The following is a 13,289-nucleotide window of genomic DNA, read 5'->3' on the forward strand; positions in this document are numbered from 1 at the left end:
AGAGATTTTTGTACAGTGCTTATAAACGACATAAGGGCACTTTAGCGAAAAGAACAATTTCTCTTCACTAAAGCGCCCAAAATATTGTAAAGGAAATGTAGAAAAAGTTATAAAACTTTTTCTACATTAGACCTTTCAGGGTAGAAATTATTTAACTTCTACTGTAGCACCAGCTTCTTCTAAAGCAGCTTTAGCTTCTTCAGCAGCTTCTTTATCTACACCTTCTTTGATTGTAGATGGTAATGCTTCACAAGCTTCTTTTGCTTCTTTAAGTCCAAGACCAGTAAGAGCACGAACAGCTTTAATTACAGCAATTTTCTTCGCACCAGCACCAGTAAGGATAACATTAAATTCAGTTTGTTCAGCAGCGCTTGCACCAGCATCGCCAGCAGCACCAGCAACAGCAACAGGTTGTGCAGAAACACCAAATTTTTCTTCAAATTCTTTTACAAGTTCAGATAATTCTAAAACAGAAAGTCCTGAAATAAACTCTAATACATCTTCTTTAGTAACAGCCATTTTAAGCTCCTATATTTTTATTTTATTTTGAGTGCAATAAAGCACTCATTTAAGAAGAGAAGACTATGCTTCCTCTTCTTCTTTCTTTTTACGTAAAGCATCGATTCCAACTGCAAGGTTAGTAACCGGAGCCATCCAAGTAGCAGCAAGCATACCAAGAAGCTCATCACGACCAGGAAGTTTAGCAAATGCTTCAATTTTAGCTACGTCTGCAGGTTCTTTATCTAAATAACCAGCTTTGATCACAAATTTATCGTGATCTTTAGCGAAATCAGCAGCAATTTTTGCAGCATTGATAACATCATCAGACCAAATAAAAATATTTGTATCTTTGATTTCAACACCACTCATTTCAGCATTATTCAGTGCAATTGTTGCTAAAGTATTTTTAACAACCTGAACACTTGTGTCTTTTGCACGAGCAGATTTACGTAATTCTTCTAGTTCACTTACAGTTAAACCTTTGTAATCACATATAACAACTGCCGTAGTATTAGCAAATGAAGTAGTTAATTGCTCAATTACTTCAGCTTTTTTTGACTTAAGCATATATATTCTCCTTTCCAGACATAACTTCAAGAGGGGCGAAAGGTAACGATTAAGCTAACTACCTACGCGGTAGATACCCCCAACTATCTTTAGTCCAAGTAATTCAGATTTCCAAAATTGAAAATCTTTACTTTAAGATAGACTATCTCAAAATAAAGATTTTACTCTTTAACATAGGAATATAGATTCCCATGCTATATAAAGTTTTACGCTTCTTGTTTGATATCTGCTAATTGAACTACATCTAATTTTACAGCAGGACTCATAGTTAAACTAAGAGCAGCATTTTTAATGTAGCGACCTTTTGCAGAAGCTGGTTTTTGTTTGTTGATTGCAGCAACAAAAGTAGATAAATTTTCTTCTATTTGTTTTGCCTCAAAACTAGCTTTACCAATACCAGCATGAATATTACCTTTTTTATCAACTCTAAAGTTAACTTGACCGCCTTTTACATTTTTAATAGCAGTAGCAACATCTGGAGTAACTGTACCTGTTTTAGGATTAGGCATTAAACCTTTTGGCCCAAGAATACGACCAATTTGTCCTACAAGTCCCATACAATCTGGTGCAGCAACAACAACATCAAAATTGAAAACGCCTTCTTTGATTTGTGCAACTAAATCGTCTGTTCCAACTATATCAGCACCAGCAGCTTTTGCTTCATCAGCTTTAGCCCCTTTAGCAAATACTGCAACACGAACAACCTTACCTGTACCGTGAGGTAATACAATCGCACCACGAACCATTTGATCAGCATGACGTGGATCTACATTTAAATTCATTGCTATTTCAACAGTTTCGTCAAATTTCGCACTTGCTAAATCTTTAACAGTTGATGCAGCTTCAGCAACACCATAAGATTTTGTACTATCAATTTTTTCTGATAATTGTTTATATCTTTTACTCATTTTTCAAATTCTCCATATTCTGTAATTCTTCCACATTTTCTTAATCATTGTGGTCGATGATTTGTTTAAAAATTATTCTACTATCTCAATACCCATTGAACGTGCTGTTCCAGCTAGCGTATTCATTGCCATATCTTTATCATCTGTATTTAAATCAACAATTTTACGCTCAACAACTTCCATTAACTGTGCTTTAGTTAATTGTCCAACTTTATTCTTAAGAGGATTATCTGTACCTTTTTTAAGATTAGCAGCTTTCATTAAAAGTGCAGCTGCAGTTGGCTGCTTAGTAACAAAAGTAAAACTTCTATCTGTATATACTGTAATTACTGTTGGTACTTTAAAGCCCATTAAATCTTTTGTTTTTTCATTAAAAGCTTTAGTGAATTCCATAATATTAACACCACGTTGTCCTAGTGCTGGTCCTACTGGTGGAGCAGGGTTTGCTTTACCAGCATCAATTTGTAGCTTAATGTAACCACTTATTTTCTTTGCCATTGTTCTTCCTTGTATTAAATTAAATTATTTTTTCAACTTGTGTATATGAGATATCCACAGGAGTTGCTCTACCAAAAATTGAAACATTCAGTTTTAATGTTCCATGTTCTAAGTCATATTCATCAACTGTTCCTGTAAAGTTAGCAAATGGACCGTCAATTATACGAACTGTTTCACCATTATCAAAAAAGACTTTTGGTTTTGGCGCCGCACGATTATTAACACGATCTAAAATAACGTTTATGTCATGCTCACTAAGTGGAGTTGGAACATTAGCCTCACCGATAAAACCAGATACTTTAGGCACTGATTGAATAAGATGTTGTATTTCTGTGTTTAAATCTATTCTAGCAAATACATATCCAGAATATAATGATCTTTCACTTACTTTCTTTTTTCCATCTTTAACTTCTATAACGTCTTCTGTAGGAACTATTACATCTGTAATATGATCTTGAAGACCAAACTCTTCAATCATATTAAAGATTGCATCTCTTACTGCTCTATCACTTCCGTAGGTTTGAATAGAGTACCATTGATGTGCCATAATTATTCCTTAGCCTAAAATTGTTGACATAATAGATGACATAAGTAAATCTACTAATGCTAAAAATGCAGCTATTACAGAAACAACAATTACAACTGCAATATACGCCTGCTTTACTTGCCCTTTTGTTGGAAAAATTACCTTACTGAGCTCTAGTTTTGCATTACGAATGTGTTTACTTAAATCCATCTACTGTTATCCATATATTAATGTCTTATTTATTATAAATAAAGCTTATCTTAGCTCCACTTATAATAAATCTGTGGCAGGCGTGGAGGGACTCGAACCCCCAACACCCGGATTTGGAATCCGGTGCTCTACCATTGGAGCTACACGCCTAGAACTAAAGAGAGAAACTTCTACAGTTTCATCTCTTTGTGATTAGTATGCTCTTTACACCATTTACAATATTTTCTTACAGAAAATTTTTCAGTGTGAGTCTTTTTATTTTTTGTTGTGTGATAATTACGTCTTGTACATTTCTCACAACCTAAGTGAATTGCTTCTCTCATGTATATTTACCTTTAAAGAATTAAATAAATCGCAAAAGCGACTTATTTAATGATCTCAGCAACAACACCAGCACCAACAGTTCTACCACCCTCACGGATAGCGAAGTTAGTACCTTGTTCCATTGCAATTGGGTGAATTAACTCAGCAGTAATACTTACGTTATCACCTGGCATAACCATCTCTGTACCTTCTGGTAAAGTGATTGCACCTGTAACATCAGTAGTACGTACGTAGAACTGAGGACGGTAACCGTTAAAGAATGGAGTATGACGACCACCCTCATCTTTACTTAGTACATAGATTTCAGCTGTAAAAGTTGTATGAGGAGTAATTGTACCTGGCTTACAAAGTACTTGACCACGCTCAACATCATCTTTACCAATACCACGGATTAGAATACCACAGTTATCACCTGCAACACCTTGCTCCATTTCTTTACGGAACATTTCAACACCAGTAACAGTAGTTTTTTGAGTATCTTTGATACCTACGATTTCAACTTCTTCACCAACTTTGATAGTACCACGTTCAATACGACCTGTTACAACAGTACCACGTCCAGAGATTGAGAAAACATCTTCAACAGGCATCAAGAAATCTTTATCAGTTTCACGAGCTGGCTCTGGGATATACTCATCTACAGTTTTCATAAGTTCAATAATCTTATCTGACCATTCACCAAGAGTACCAGTTTTTGCTTCTTCAAGAGCTTTAAGAGCTGAACCAGCTGTGATTGGAGTATCGTCACCTGGGAAATCATACATATCTAAAAGTTCACGAATTTCCATTTCAACTAGTTCTAATAACTCTTCATCATCAACCATATCTTCTTTGTTCATGAAAACAACGATATATGGAACACCAACTTGTTTAGAAAGAAGAATGTGCTCACGAGTTTGTGGCATTGGGCCATCCGCTGCAGAAACAACAAGAATAGCGCCATCCATTTGAGCAGCACCAGTAATCATATTCTTAACATAATCCGCGTGACCTGGACAGTCAACGTGTGCATAGTGACGATTGTCAGTTTCATACTCTACATGTGAAGTAGCGATAGTAATACCACGCTCTCTCTCTTCTGGTGCATTATCAATTGCATCATAATCCATGAATTTTGCATCATTTTTAACTGCTAATACTGCAGTGATAGCTGCTGTTAGTGTTGTTTTACCGTGGTCAACGTGACCAATTGTACCGATGTTAACATGGGGTTTATTACGTTCAAACTTTTCTTTTGCCATAGTGTCCTCCGACTTTTATTGTGAATTGAAATGGAATTATACCCAAAAATCATTCAATTATTTCTTAAATTTATCAAATGTAGCTATGATGGAGCTTATGATGGGAATCGGACCCACGACCTCTTCCTTACCAAGGAAGTGCTCTACCACTGAGCCACATAAGCGTAGCTGTGATTTAAATTAAGAAATCATTGCATGATTTTATCTATTTTTTTATAATTATAATATTAGTTTGTGATTAGATTCACTATATGTCTATTTACTTATTAAAATAATTATATAGTAGTATGAAGTAAGTAGAAATTATACTTCAGCTTCCAGAATCTCAATGGAGCGGGTGAAGGGATTCGAACCCTCGACAGCCTGCTTGGAAGGCAGGAACTCTAGCCACTGAGTTACACCCGCATGTGAGTGGTGGTGGGAAGAGGAGTCGAACCTCTGAACCCATAGGGAGCAGATTTACAGTCTGCCGTCGTTGGCCACTTGACTATCCCACCATTTTACATAAATTATGTTTTTCTGGTCTAACACTGTTTCTAATATTCAAAATTCAATGGTGCCGACACGAGGATTTGAACCCCGGGCCTGCTGATTACAAATCAGCTGCTCTAGCCAACTGAGCTATGTCGGCATCGAATTTGAGCCAGAATTATAGTGCAAAAGATTTTTAATGTCAAGCATTTTACTAAGAAATGTCAAATTTTCTTACAATTTCGTATTTTTACACCTATTTTAGGGATTTTTGGCAGCTTTAACACCTCTATATATTTTATATAGCTATAATGTTTACATCAATTTTACAAAGGTTTTATCTATGTTAAAGATATTATTTTCTCCATCTGAAGGAAAAAACAGTGGTGGTAATGAAACGCAGCAAGAACTTTTTGGTGCTTTATCTGCAAGAGAAGAAATTCTCAACGAATACAATTCTATTGTTTTAAGTCAGGATGAGGATAAAATCAAAAAACTTTTTGGTTTTAAAAAGTTTAGTGAATGCGAAGCTTACATCTGTGATATTTTCAATTCTCCACTTATTCATGCTATCCAAAGATATCAAGGTGTTGCCTATGACTATCTAAAATATAATACATTAGATAGTCAAATGCAAAGTTATTTAAAAGAACATACAATTATCTTCTCGAATCTTTATGGTCCAATACTTGGTGGTGATACAATTGCTAACTATAAAGTGAAGCAAGGCAATAGTGTTGGAGATACTAGTCCCGAAAATTTTTATAAAGAACGCTTTTCTTATCAACTTGATTTGTATTTGGCTCAACATGATATTTTAGATTTACGTGCTGGTTATTATGATAAATTTTATAAGACTACCCAGGAGTATACAACTTTAAAGTTTTTAAAAAATGGAAAAACAGTAAGTCATTGGGCAAAAGCTTATAGAGGTATTGTTTTAGGTGAAGTTGCAAAACACAATGTAGCATCTATAGAAGAGTTTATGAAACTTGAGATTGAAAACTTGCAAGTTCATGACATCAACAAAATAAAAAATAAAACTCAAATCATTTACAATATAGTGGAGTAACTATGAAACAAGATTCACAAGAATACAAAAATAAAAAAGCATTTTTTGAAAAAATCATTACTTTATATGGTAGAAATGTCGTTGTAGAAGTTTTACAAGATAAAAACGTTCAAATACATAAACTACATATGGCAGAGTCTAACAAACCTGATGGGACAATCAAAAAAATTTTATTACTCGCTAAAGAACGAGGCATAGAAATCATGCATCATGATAAAACGGCACTCTCACGCATCAGTAGAAACGCGAAACAAGATCAAGGTGTTGCAGTGGATATTCTCTCTACGAGTTATTTAAACGCAGTAGAGCTTACTAAACGCAGTAGTTTTAGGCTGATAGCTCTTGATGGGATACAAAACCCACAAAACCTTGGCATGATTATCCGTTCTTGTGCAGCGGGCAATGTTGATGGTATCATATTGCCTAAAAAAAGTTCGGCTAAAATTTCACCTCTTGTTATGAAAGCAAGTGCTGGAACATTATTTAAACTTCCTATTTACTTTTGTAACTCACTTGAAGAAATTTTACAAAAACTTGAAGATACAACTATCTATGCTTTATCTTCACATGCTAAAAATAGCATTTATACTCTCAATGAAAAAAAGAAAACTGTGTATGTTTTGGGGAACGAAAGTGATGGTGTGTCGCCAGAAGTAGCAAAACTTTGTAATGATTCCATCTCTATTCCTATGAAAAGAGAGGTAGAATCTTTAAATGTAGCAGTAACTGCTTCACTTATCGCATTTATGAAGTCATAATGTCATACGGTCTTTTTATCTCTTTTATGACCTCATCAACAGACATATGACGAGATTTTCTCAAGAACTCTTTTGCATCTAAAAATATAAGCACCGTAGGAATAGCATAAACATTATAATGTACTGCTATTTCCGCATCAGTGGATATATCCACACTTACTACCTCAAACTCTTTAAAATTTGTCTCTAATGCTTCTAAGAGTTTTGGTTTGAGAGCATGACATACATTACAAGTTGGTGCAGAAAAATACACCATAACCGCCAAATTTTCTTGTATCGTTTTTTCTATTGTATCTATATTCAAATTTCTACCTTATTTACAGCTTGACTTTCTATTTTTGAATCATATCATAATCGATTTATCTTTTTCATAAATATATTGCCATCCTAGAGTAAACTAGCGAATACCAGTAACACATAAAGAGGTGAGATGTAAAGTAGCTATTGCGAAGGCTCTACTAGTAGAGTTGAGTGATAGATACTTTGCAGATTGCCTTTTTATGTGCTATCCGAAGGACGATTAGAAAAACATACATTTACTTCGTTAGAAACCCTTGAAGCTACTAGTAGCTCCTACGGATTTCTGCCTTGCAACTGCATATTTTTCTATTCGCTGGTAATCACTAGTTTACTTTAGGATGGCAATCATGCTACAATTCTCTCGTGAAATCAATAATCTTTTCAATACTCAGCATATATGTATTTATTCTTATGGGCTACATTGCTAAACGCAGCTTTAAAGAACAGATCGACGATAAAACTATAACTTTACTAAATGTCTACTTTTTACAGGTTTTTTTAACTTTTTGGGGACTTTTATTACATCCTATTGATATAACACTTTTTTACGCACCTGCTATCTATCTTGTTATCGTACTTCTCGTACTGCTACTCAGCGCACTTTTTGCTTCAAAACTTTTTAACAAGAAAAAAGAGTACTCTATCGCTATCGTTGCTGCTCTTATTGGCAATACAGGGAATCTCGGCATTCCACTTAATATTGCCATCTTTGGCGAGGCATCTATTCCCTACACAACTATTATCAATCTGATGAACGTTTTTGTCGTTTATACTATCGGTGTTTATTTTTACTCTCGTGGGAATTTTGATGTAAAAACATCACTCAAAAACATTGTAAAACTTCCAATTCTTTGGGCTGCAATGCTTGCTATATTTTTAAGTCTATGGGGATATAGACCATCGAAAAATATTATGAATATGCTGATGATGGGTGCATATGCGTCTATGACGATGCAACTCTTTTTATTTGGTATCTATCTCTATGGCACAAAGATAAGAGAAATAAATAAAAAGCTCATCACCTGGGTAATAACATTTAAGTTCATAATCTTGCCCTTAGCTGCGTTTAGCCTACTCTACTTTATAGAACTTGACCCTATGATAAAAGGCGTGCTCTTTATAGAACTACTTATGCCACTTGCCGTTGCAAATGTTAACTTAGCTTCACTCTATGAATGTGAGCCTAAAATCGTTACAGCTTTAGTATTTATATCTTCGGTGCTTTTTTTGGGAGTGATCTTTTTTGCGGTTGATTTGTTAGAGGTTTTACATTAGCGAAGAGAAAGAGCAAAATCTTTCTCCTCTAAAAAAGACTACAATGCTTTTTTTGTAACTTTTTTTGCTACTTTTTTCGCAGCTTTTTTTGTTGCTGGTTTTTTTGCAACTACTTTTTTTGCAACTACTTTTGCTACTTTTTTAGATCCGTTTGCTTTTTTAACAACTTTTTTAGCAATTTTTTTTGCTACTTTTTTCTTAAGAACTTTTGCCATTTTTGGCTCCTTGTTTTATATTTTACTACCTTTTAGTAATAAATTATAGTGATTATATACTTTTTATCATAACTATGTCAAGTCTTTTTCTGGATTTTAGTAATATTTTATGGTGTTTTTGTTACAATCCTTCTAATTTAAGAGAAAAAGAGCATAAAATGACATTTATAGAATTCAAAAAAACACTGCTTGATGCAGAGATTAGTCTGCCAAAATTTAGCAACCTTATCAAAGTCAGTGAAAAAAATATTCAGGCTTACAAAAAAAAGGGCGAAGTCCCTAATGCCATTGCTGCATTAGTTACTTGTTTTGCAACAATGCATAGAGCTGGAATGGATTATAGAAATATCATCGAAACGCTAGAATTACAGCCAAAAAGAAAAAAGGGGGCTGGATTTAAAAAAGCTTCTAAAAGTTCTAATACCTGAGCTAGAATTTCTATCTTTTATGACGAGCAGCTCAATTTTATATTTTTAAACTGCAGTGGTGTTTGTTGCGCAAGGTACTCTAATTCTGGATGTTCATCAAATGGTGCAAGTGCAACATGGAGTAAATCCTTTATCATTGAAAAATCTTCCTTTTGCGCTTTTTCAATAGCTTCTTGCAAAATATGATTTTTCAATATATATTTTGGATTTACTTCTAACATGCTTGTATGTCTCTGCTCATCTGTGTGATTCTCTTTTTCTAATCTTGCATCATATGTGTCTAGCCACCTGTCAAGATACTCATAATGTAGTGCAAGATCTAAAATCTCATTTCTCTTCCCGCTATATACAGAGAGTTTTCTAAAAAATGCATTATAGTCTATGACAGACTGCTCTAAACTCCGTAACATGAGTTTAAGTAAAGACAAATCTTTTTCTTCTTTGGTTTGTAGTCCCATCCGTTTATACATTAAGTGTGTATACTCCGATTCATAAACGTCGCCAAACGTATCTTCAAGGAGTTCTAATGCTGCTTCATGATTAAGGATAGGAGACAGAGCTAAAGCGAGTTGAGACAAGTTCCAGTGTGCAATTCCTGGCTGACCTCTAAAACTATAACGCCCTTGGGTATCAGAACGATTACAAATATAATTTGGATCATAAGTATCTAAAAAAGCAAAAGGACCATAGTCTATAGTTCTACCATCAATTGCCATATTATCTGTATTCATTACTCCATGGTTAAATCCATACACTTGCCATTTTGCAATAGTTTTAGCAGTATTTTGCACTACTTTTGCATACATTTTAAGATACTTCTCTTGCGTATTTTTAAGTTCAGGATAGGATTCATCTATAACATAATCAGCAAGCTGCTGTAATTTTTCTGGCTCTCCTGCAGCATTAAAATACTCAAAGGTACCAAAACGCACCCATGTCGGAGAAAGACGCAAAACAATGGCAGCTTTTTCCCATCCTTGCCGTGTTACATCTGTATCACTCCCTATAAGTGCCAAAGCTCTAGATGTTGCAATACCCAGACCGTACATTGCTTCAGAAATCAAAAACTCGCGTAGACTCGAACGTAGTACTGCTCTTCCATCGCCCTGACGAGAATAGAGCGTAAGCCCAGCACCTTTTATCTGTAGGTTTTGTCCATTTACTTTGCCAAGGTTAATAGCCCTTCCATCACCTAAACGTGGAACGAAATAACCAAACTGATGACCTGCATAACACATAGCAAAGGGCTGTGAGCCCTTTAGTCTTCTCTCTCCGTTGAGTATTTTTACAAGCTCTTCATCTAAACTAATATCTTCATTAATACCCAAAAGTTTTGCAGCATCTTGTGAAGTTGCAATAACAAAAGGCTTTTCAAGAGGTGTTGGCTCTACTCTATCATAAAAGAGAGGAGCCAAAGAGAGATATGGTGTTGTGAGTTTTAAATCCGAAAATTTCATAAGAGAAGTTTTATCAGCTCTTTGGTTAAAAAAAGCTACATATTCTAACTAATACAAAACTTTCTAGAAACTTTTAAGTAAATAAGATTACACTCGCTTTATGAATAAAGAACTCCAAACGGTATTTCACTACCATGAATCAACAAAACACTCTCAACAGCGATATGCAAAATCCTTAGGCTATATGGATTGGGCTACACAACCTGATCCTTTTAGAAGTTACAAAGGTACGCAAAAAACTATGCTTCCACTAAGTTTGCAAAATCCTACACCCCCCTACTCCCTGCTCGATGAAGAACTACCAGCAGCACCCTTACTACTAGAATCCATTTCTCAACTTCTGCAATTTTCTTTAGGCATTGCTGCTTGGAAAATTTCTGGTGAGAATTCCTGGGCTGTACGCTGCAATGCCTCTAGTGGAAATCTCCAACCTACTGAGTCCTACCTAGTACTGCCACCTATGGCAGATGAATCTTTATGCACAATCTCACACTATGCACCTAAAGATCATTCTCTCGAACGTTTAACTGCGTTTAAAAGTGGTTTTTTTGATACTTTGCCAAAAGAGAGTTTTCTTATAGGACTCTCAAGTATTGCATGGCGTGAAGCATGGAAATATGGAGAAAGAGCATTTCGCTACGTGCAACTCGATGCAGGTCATGCCTGGCAAGCACTTGTAGTTTCTGCTAAAATGCTTGGCTGGAAAATCACACGCCTTGACAATATATCTGACACCTCAATAGTACGCTTATTAGGACTAAATCAAACAAGCCGTTTTTTTGAAGATGAAGCACCTGATATGCTTCTTGTAGTCTCCAAAAAAAATCTATCTCCTTCTTTAGATATTTCAGCACTTTTAAAAAGCTTACCTGAGCAGTACGAAGGCATCGCCAATAAACTCAGCCCATCCATGTACGACTGGCAAGTCATAACTGAAGTAGAAAAAGCGACTGCAGTAATGCAAATACCACACAAACGTACTTCTGAGTGCAAGGTTCATAGAGAGCCAACACGAGAATCTAAAGAAGTCGTACTTAAACGTAGAAGTATTCATGTTATGGATAAAGAAGAGTCTCTAATCACTAAAGAGCAGTTTCATACAATCTTAAACGCAGTAAACTGTTCTCTTGATGGAAAAATAAACGCAGCACACTTGGCGATCTTTGTTCATAGAGTACAAGAGTATTCTCAAGGTTTGTATATACTTGTTCGTGATGAAAATGACTTAGAAAATCTTAAAAAAGAGTGTAATGCAAGTTTTTTATGGGAAAAAACAGACCTAAACAATCTTTACATACTAGATATGCTAGATTATAGAGCTGCCTCAAAAACTATCAGTTGCAATCAAGACATTGCAAGTGATGGTGCTTTTTCACTCGGTATGATATGCAAATATTCAGATGAACTGCTGCAATATAATGCACATAGATATAAGGAGCTTTACTGGGAGTGTGGAAGAGTAGGACAACAACTCTATCTAGAAGCAACTTCTTTAGGACTCTCAGGTACTGGAATAGGTTGTTTTTTAGATGACTTAATGAACAATAATGTATTAGGCTTAAAAAATAACACCTACCAAAGCTTCTACCATTTCACTGTAGGTGTTGGTTATGTTGATAGTAGAATTCAAACGAAGTCAGCTTATCAAAATAGAGTATAATAAACTTTTAAAGAGACTCAAATAAAAGAAGGAGTTGTAAAATGGTAACTTTTATCAAAACAATGATGGACTAGCTTTTAAAAAAAGAGCAAGAAGCTGCAGCTAACTGCTATATAGATGTTCAAGAGGTGAAAAAACAAATTGATATTCTTGAAACAAAAAGAGCTGAGCTTAAAAAAAAGTATGAAGAAGAAGATGCAGAGTTCGCATATATTTTAAGCAGACTAAGATTGATAGAAGCTAATGCTGCTAAATGTGAGAGAAAGTAAGATGCAAAATATCATAGAGTCTATAATATTTGCTTTTAGTCATACCTACTTGGTTTTTATTTTATTTATAATGCTATTACAGTTTCTCTACTGTTTACATCAAGCTTTTTTAGTGAAAAACTTCTTACAGACATTCAAGAGAAAGAGTTTCCTTATGAACCACTTTTAGAAGAAGATGAAATAAAAACCAGTGAACATAGAATAAAAGATTTTTTCATTTATATTGTTGCTTCTATTGTTGTATTTCCTCTTCTTTTCATTCCTGTGTTAAATTTTATTATTCAAATGTCATTATGGGTTTGGTTAATTAAAGATACATTTGTTAATGATGCTGCAGTTTTAGTTATCAAGAAAGAAAAAAGGGAAGCACTCTCTCAATATAAAGCAGGATTTATAACTATCAGTGGCATTACTGCACTGTTTAACTTTTTACCTGTATTAAATATTTTTGGACCGTTCTTTGGTGAGATTGCTATGTTTAATTATTAGACTTCTTGCATAACCCATTAATCCACCTGAAAACCTCTATCAAAATTGATTAAAGCGCAAATGAGATTAAACCTCAAACCAAATCGTTTTCTACGGTTACGATATTTATGAGCAACTATT

General features: G+C 34.8%; 17 protein-coding genes, 5 tRNA genes and 2 pseudogenes. 7 read left to right on the forward strand and 17 right to left on the reverse strand.

Features of this window, described 5'->3' with window-relative positions:
* Nucleotides 1-147: 147 nt before the first annotated feature.
* The 13 genes from rplL to MV052_RS06020 all read right to left on the reverse strand — a co-directional run bounded on the left by rplL (nt 148) and on the right by MV052_RS06020 (nt 5,406).
* Entirely contained in the window at nt 148-519 is a 372-nt protein-coding gene (rplL, locus tag MV052_RS05960; protein ID WP_297441933.1) for a 50S ribosomal protein L7/L12, read from the reverse strand.
* A gap of 63 nt (nt 520-582) precedes the next feature.
* Nucleotides 583-1,068 (reverse strand): 50S ribosomal protein L10, encoded by a 486-nt coding sequence (gene rplJ, locus MV052_RS05965; protein ID WP_297441936.1) that lies wholly within the window; start codon nt 1,066-1,068, stop codon nt 583-585.
* 206 nt (nt 1,069-1,274) lie between these two features.
* Nucleotides 1,275-1,976, reverse strand: coding sequence for a 50S ribosomal protein L1 (gene rplA, locus MV052_RS05970; RefSeq protein WP_297441938.1), 702 nt, complete (start codon nt 1,974-1,976; stop codon nt 1,275-1,277).
* A 72-nt stretch (nt 1,977-2,048) separates the two neighbouring features.
* Complete coding sequence (rplK, locus tag MV052_RS05975) at nt 2,049-2,474, reverse strand: 50S ribosomal protein L11 (protein WP_297441940.1); 426 nt, start codon at nt 2,472-2,474, stop codon at nt 2,049-2,051.
* A gap of 19 nt (nt 2,475-2,493) precedes the next feature.
* Nucleotides 2,494-3,021: a transcription termination/antitermination protein NusG gene (gene nusG / locus MV052_RS05980; protein WP_297441943.1), complete on the reverse strand. Its 528-nt coding sequence runs from the start codon at nt 3,019-3,021 to the stop codon at nt 2,494-2,496.
* Between the two features lie 9 nt (nt 3,022-3,030).
* The gene (secE, locus tag MV052_RS05985; protein ID WP_297441945.1) at nt 3,031-3,210 is read right to left on the reverse strand and encodes a preprotein translocase subunit SecE; all 180 of its coding nucleotides are present in this window, start codon (nt 3,208-3,210) and stop codon (nt 3,031-3,033) included.
* Between the two features lie 74 nt (nt 3,211-3,284).
* Nucleotides 3,285-3,360 (reverse strand) — tRNA-Trp (locus MV052_RS05990).
* A gap of 20 nt (nt 3,361-3,380) precedes the next feature.
* Nucleotides 3,381-3,533, reverse strand: coding sequence for a 50S ribosomal protein L33 (gene rpmG / locus MV052_RS05995; RefSeq protein ID WP_083778292.1), 153 nt, complete (start codon nt 3,531-3,533; stop codon nt 3,381-3,383).
* 42 nt (nt 3,534-3,575) lie between these two features.
* Nucleotides 3,576-4,775 carry an elongation factor Tu gene (gene tuf / locus MV052_RS06000; protein ID WP_297441947.1) on the reverse strand — a complete coding sequence of 400 codons (1,200 nt, stop codon included), beginning with the start codon at nt 4,773-4,775 and terminating at the stop codon, nt 3,576-3,578.
* Between the two features lie 89 nt (nt 4,776-4,864).
* Nucleotides 4,865-4,939: transfer RNA gene (locus tag MV052_RS06005), tRNA-Thr, on the reverse strand.
* 165 nt (nt 4,940-5,104) lie between these two features.
* Nucleotides 5,105-5,180 (reverse strand) — tRNA-Gly (locus MV052_RS06010).
* Nucleotides 5,181-5,187: 7 nt separating this feature from the next.
* A tRNA-Tyr gene (locus MV052_RS06015) sits at nt 5,188-5,272 on the reverse strand.
* Between the two features lie 57 nt (nt 5,273-5,329).
* Nucleotides 5,330-5,406: transfer RNA gene (locus MV052_RS06020), tRNA-Thr, on the reverse strand.
* Between the two features lie 183 nt (nt 5,407-5,589).
* Here MV052_RS06020 and MV052_RS06025 point away from each other — a divergent pair.
* Together MV052_RS06025 and MV052_RS06030 are read left to right on the forward strand one after the other, a co-directional pair.
* Nucleotides 5,590-6,318 (forward strand): YaaA family protein, encoded by a 729-nt coding sequence (locus MV052_RS06025; RefSeq protein ID WP_297441949.1) that lies wholly within the window; start codon nt 5,590-5,592, stop codon nt 6,316-6,318.
* A gap of 2 nt (nt 6,319-6,320) precedes the next feature.
* Nucleotides 6,321-7,076 (forward strand): RNA methyltransferase, encoded by a 756-nt coding sequence (locus MV052_RS06030; RefSeq protein WP_297441951.1) that lies wholly within the window; start codon nt 6,321-6,323, stop codon nt 7,074-7,076.
* Here the strand turns inward: MV052_RS06030 and MV052_RS06035 are convergent.
* Nucleotides 7,063-7,380 carry a thioredoxin family protein gene (locus MV052_RS06035; RefSeq protein WP_297441952.1) on the reverse strand — a complete coding sequence of 106 codons (318 nt, stop codon included), beginning with the start codon at nt 7,378-7,380 and terminating at the stop codon, nt 7,063-7,065. The genes MV052_RS06030 and MV052_RS06035 overlap by 14 nt on opposite strands.
* A gap of 359 nt (nt 7,381-7,739) precedes the next feature.
* Here MV052_RS06035 and MV052_RS06040 point away from each other — a divergent pair, with 359 nt between their 5' ends.
* On the forward strand, nt 7,740-8,651 hold the full coding sequence (locus tag MV052_RS06040; RefSeq protein ID WP_297441954.1) for an AEC family transporter: 912 nt from the start codon (nt 7,740-7,742) through the stop codon (nt 8,649-8,651).
* 38 nt (nt 8,652-8,689) lie between these two features.
* Here MV052_RS06040 and MV052_RS06045 read toward each other — a convergent pair whose 3' ends face one another.
* Nucleotides 8,690-8,866, reverse strand: coding sequence for a hypothetical protein (locus tag MV052_RS06045; RefSeq protein ID WP_297441956.1), 177 nt, complete (start codon nt 8,864-8,866; stop codon nt 8,690-8,692).
* Between the two features lie 158 nt (nt 8,867-9,024).
* Here MV052_RS06045 and MV052_RS06050 point away from each other — a divergent pair, with 158 nt between their 5' ends.
* A complete protein-coding gene (locus MV052_RS06050; RefSeq protein WP_297441958.1) occupies nt 9,025-9,294 on the forward strand; it encodes a hypothetical protein in 270 nt (89 codons plus the stop codon).
* 17 nt (nt 9,295-9,311) lie between these two features.
* On the opposite strand, the gene MV052_RS06055 is transcribed toward MV052_RS06050, so the two are convergent.
* The gene (locus MV052_RS06055) at nt 9,312-10,751 is read right to left on the reverse strand and encodes a protein adenylyltransferase SelO (RefSeq protein ID WP_297441960.1); all 1,440 of its coding nucleotides are present in this window, start codon (nt 10,749-10,751) and stop codon (nt 9,312-9,314) included.
* 100 nt (nt 10,752-10,851) lie between these two features.
* Here MV052_RS06055 and MV052_RS06060 point away from each other — a divergent pair, with 100 nt between their 5' ends.
* The 3 genes and pseudogenes from MV052_RS06060 to MV052_RS06070 form a co-directional block, all read left to right on the forward strand.
* Nucleotides 10,852-12,411 carry a nitroreductase family protein gene (locus MV052_RS06060; protein ID WP_297441961.1) on the forward strand — a complete coding sequence of 520 codons (1,560 nt, stop codon included), beginning with the start codon at nt 10,852-10,854 and terminating at the stop codon, nt 12,409-12,411.
* A 128-nt stretch (nt 12,412-12,539) separates the two neighbouring features.
* On the forward strand, nt 12,540-12,680 hold the full coding sequence (locus MV052_RS06065; RefSeq protein ID WP_297441962.1) for a hypothetical protein: 141 nt from the start codon (nt 12,540-12,542) through the stop codon (nt 12,678-12,680).
* A 57-nt stretch (nt 12,681-12,737) separates the two neighbouring features.
* Nucleotides 12,738-13,169 (forward strand): annotated as a pseudogene (locus MV052_RS06070) (EI24 domain-containing protein); the annotation flags it as partial.
* A 17-nt stretch (nt 13,170-13,186) separates the two neighbouring features.
* On the opposite strand, the pseudogene MV052_RS06075 reads toward MV052_RS06070, so the two are convergent.
* Nucleotides 13,187-13,289, reverse strand: a pseudogene (locus tag MV052_RS06075) (IS5/IS1182 family transposase); the annotation flags it as partial.

The sequence above is a fragment of the Sulfurimonas sp. genome, from assembly GCF_026988655.1.
Classification (GTDB): domain Bacteria; phylum Campylobacterota; class Campylobacteria; order Campylobacterales; family Sulfurimonadaceae; genus Sulfurimonas.

What these genes read in the sequence shown, in the direction of transcription:
- rplA (WP_297441938.1), bottom strand. Translation starts at nt 1,976, where the DNA reads ATGAGTAAAAGATATAAACAATTATCAGAAAAAATTGATAGTACAAAA.
- nusG (WP_297441943.1), bottom strand. Translation starts at nt 3,021, where the DNA reads ATGGCACATCAATGGTACTCTATTCAAACCTACGGAAGTGATAGAGCA.
- MV052_RS06050 (WP_297441958.1), top strand. Translation starts at nt 9,025, where the DNA reads ATGACATTTATAGAATTCAAAAAAACACTGCTTGATGCAGAGATTAGT.
- MV052_RS06055 (WP_297441960.1), bottom strand. Translation starts at nt 10,751, where the DNA reads ATGAAATTTTCGGATTTAAAACTCACAACACCATATCTCTCTTTGGCT.
- rplJ (WP_297441936.1), bottom strand. Translation starts at nt 1,068, where the DNA reads ATGCTTAAGTCAAAAAAAGCTGAAGTAATTGAGCAATTAACTACTTCA.
- MV052_RS06025 (WP_297441949.1), top strand. Translation starts at nt 5,590, where the DNA reads ATGTTAAAGATATTATTTTCTCCATCTGAAGGAAAAAACAGTGGTGGT.
- tuf (WP_297441947.1), bottom strand. Translation starts at nt 4,775, where the DNA reads ATGGCAAAAGAAAAGTTTGAACGTAATAAACCCCATGTTAACATCGGT.
- rplK (WP_297441940.1), bottom strand. Translation starts at nt 2,474, where the DNA reads ATGGCAAAGAAAATAAGTGGTTACATTAAGCTACAAATTGATGCTGGT.
- secE (WP_297441945.1), bottom strand. Translation starts at nt 3,210, where the DNA reads ATGGATTTAAGTAAACACATTCGTAATGCAAAACTAGAGCTCAGTAAG.
- rpmG (WP_083778292.1), bottom strand. Translation starts at nt 3,533, where the DNA reads ATGAGAGAAGCAATTCACTTAGGTTGTGAGAAATGTACAAGACGTAAT.
- rplL (WP_297441933.1), bottom strand. Translation starts at nt 519, where the DNA reads ATGGCTGTTACTAAAGAAGATGTATTAGAGTTTATTTCAGGACTTTCT.
- MV052_RS06030 (WP_297441951.1), top strand. Translation starts at nt 6,321, where the DNA reads ATGAAACAAGATTCACAAGAATACAAAAATAAAAAAGCATTTTTTGAA.
- MV052_RS06060 (WP_297441961.1), top strand. Translation starts at nt 10,852, where the DNA reads ATGAATAAAGAACTCCAAACGGTATTTCACTACCATGAATCAACAAAA.
- MV052_RS06045 (WP_297441956.1), bottom strand. Translation starts at nt 8,866, where the DNA reads ATGGCAAAAGTTCTTAAGAAAAAAGTAGCAAAAAAAATTGCTAAAAAA.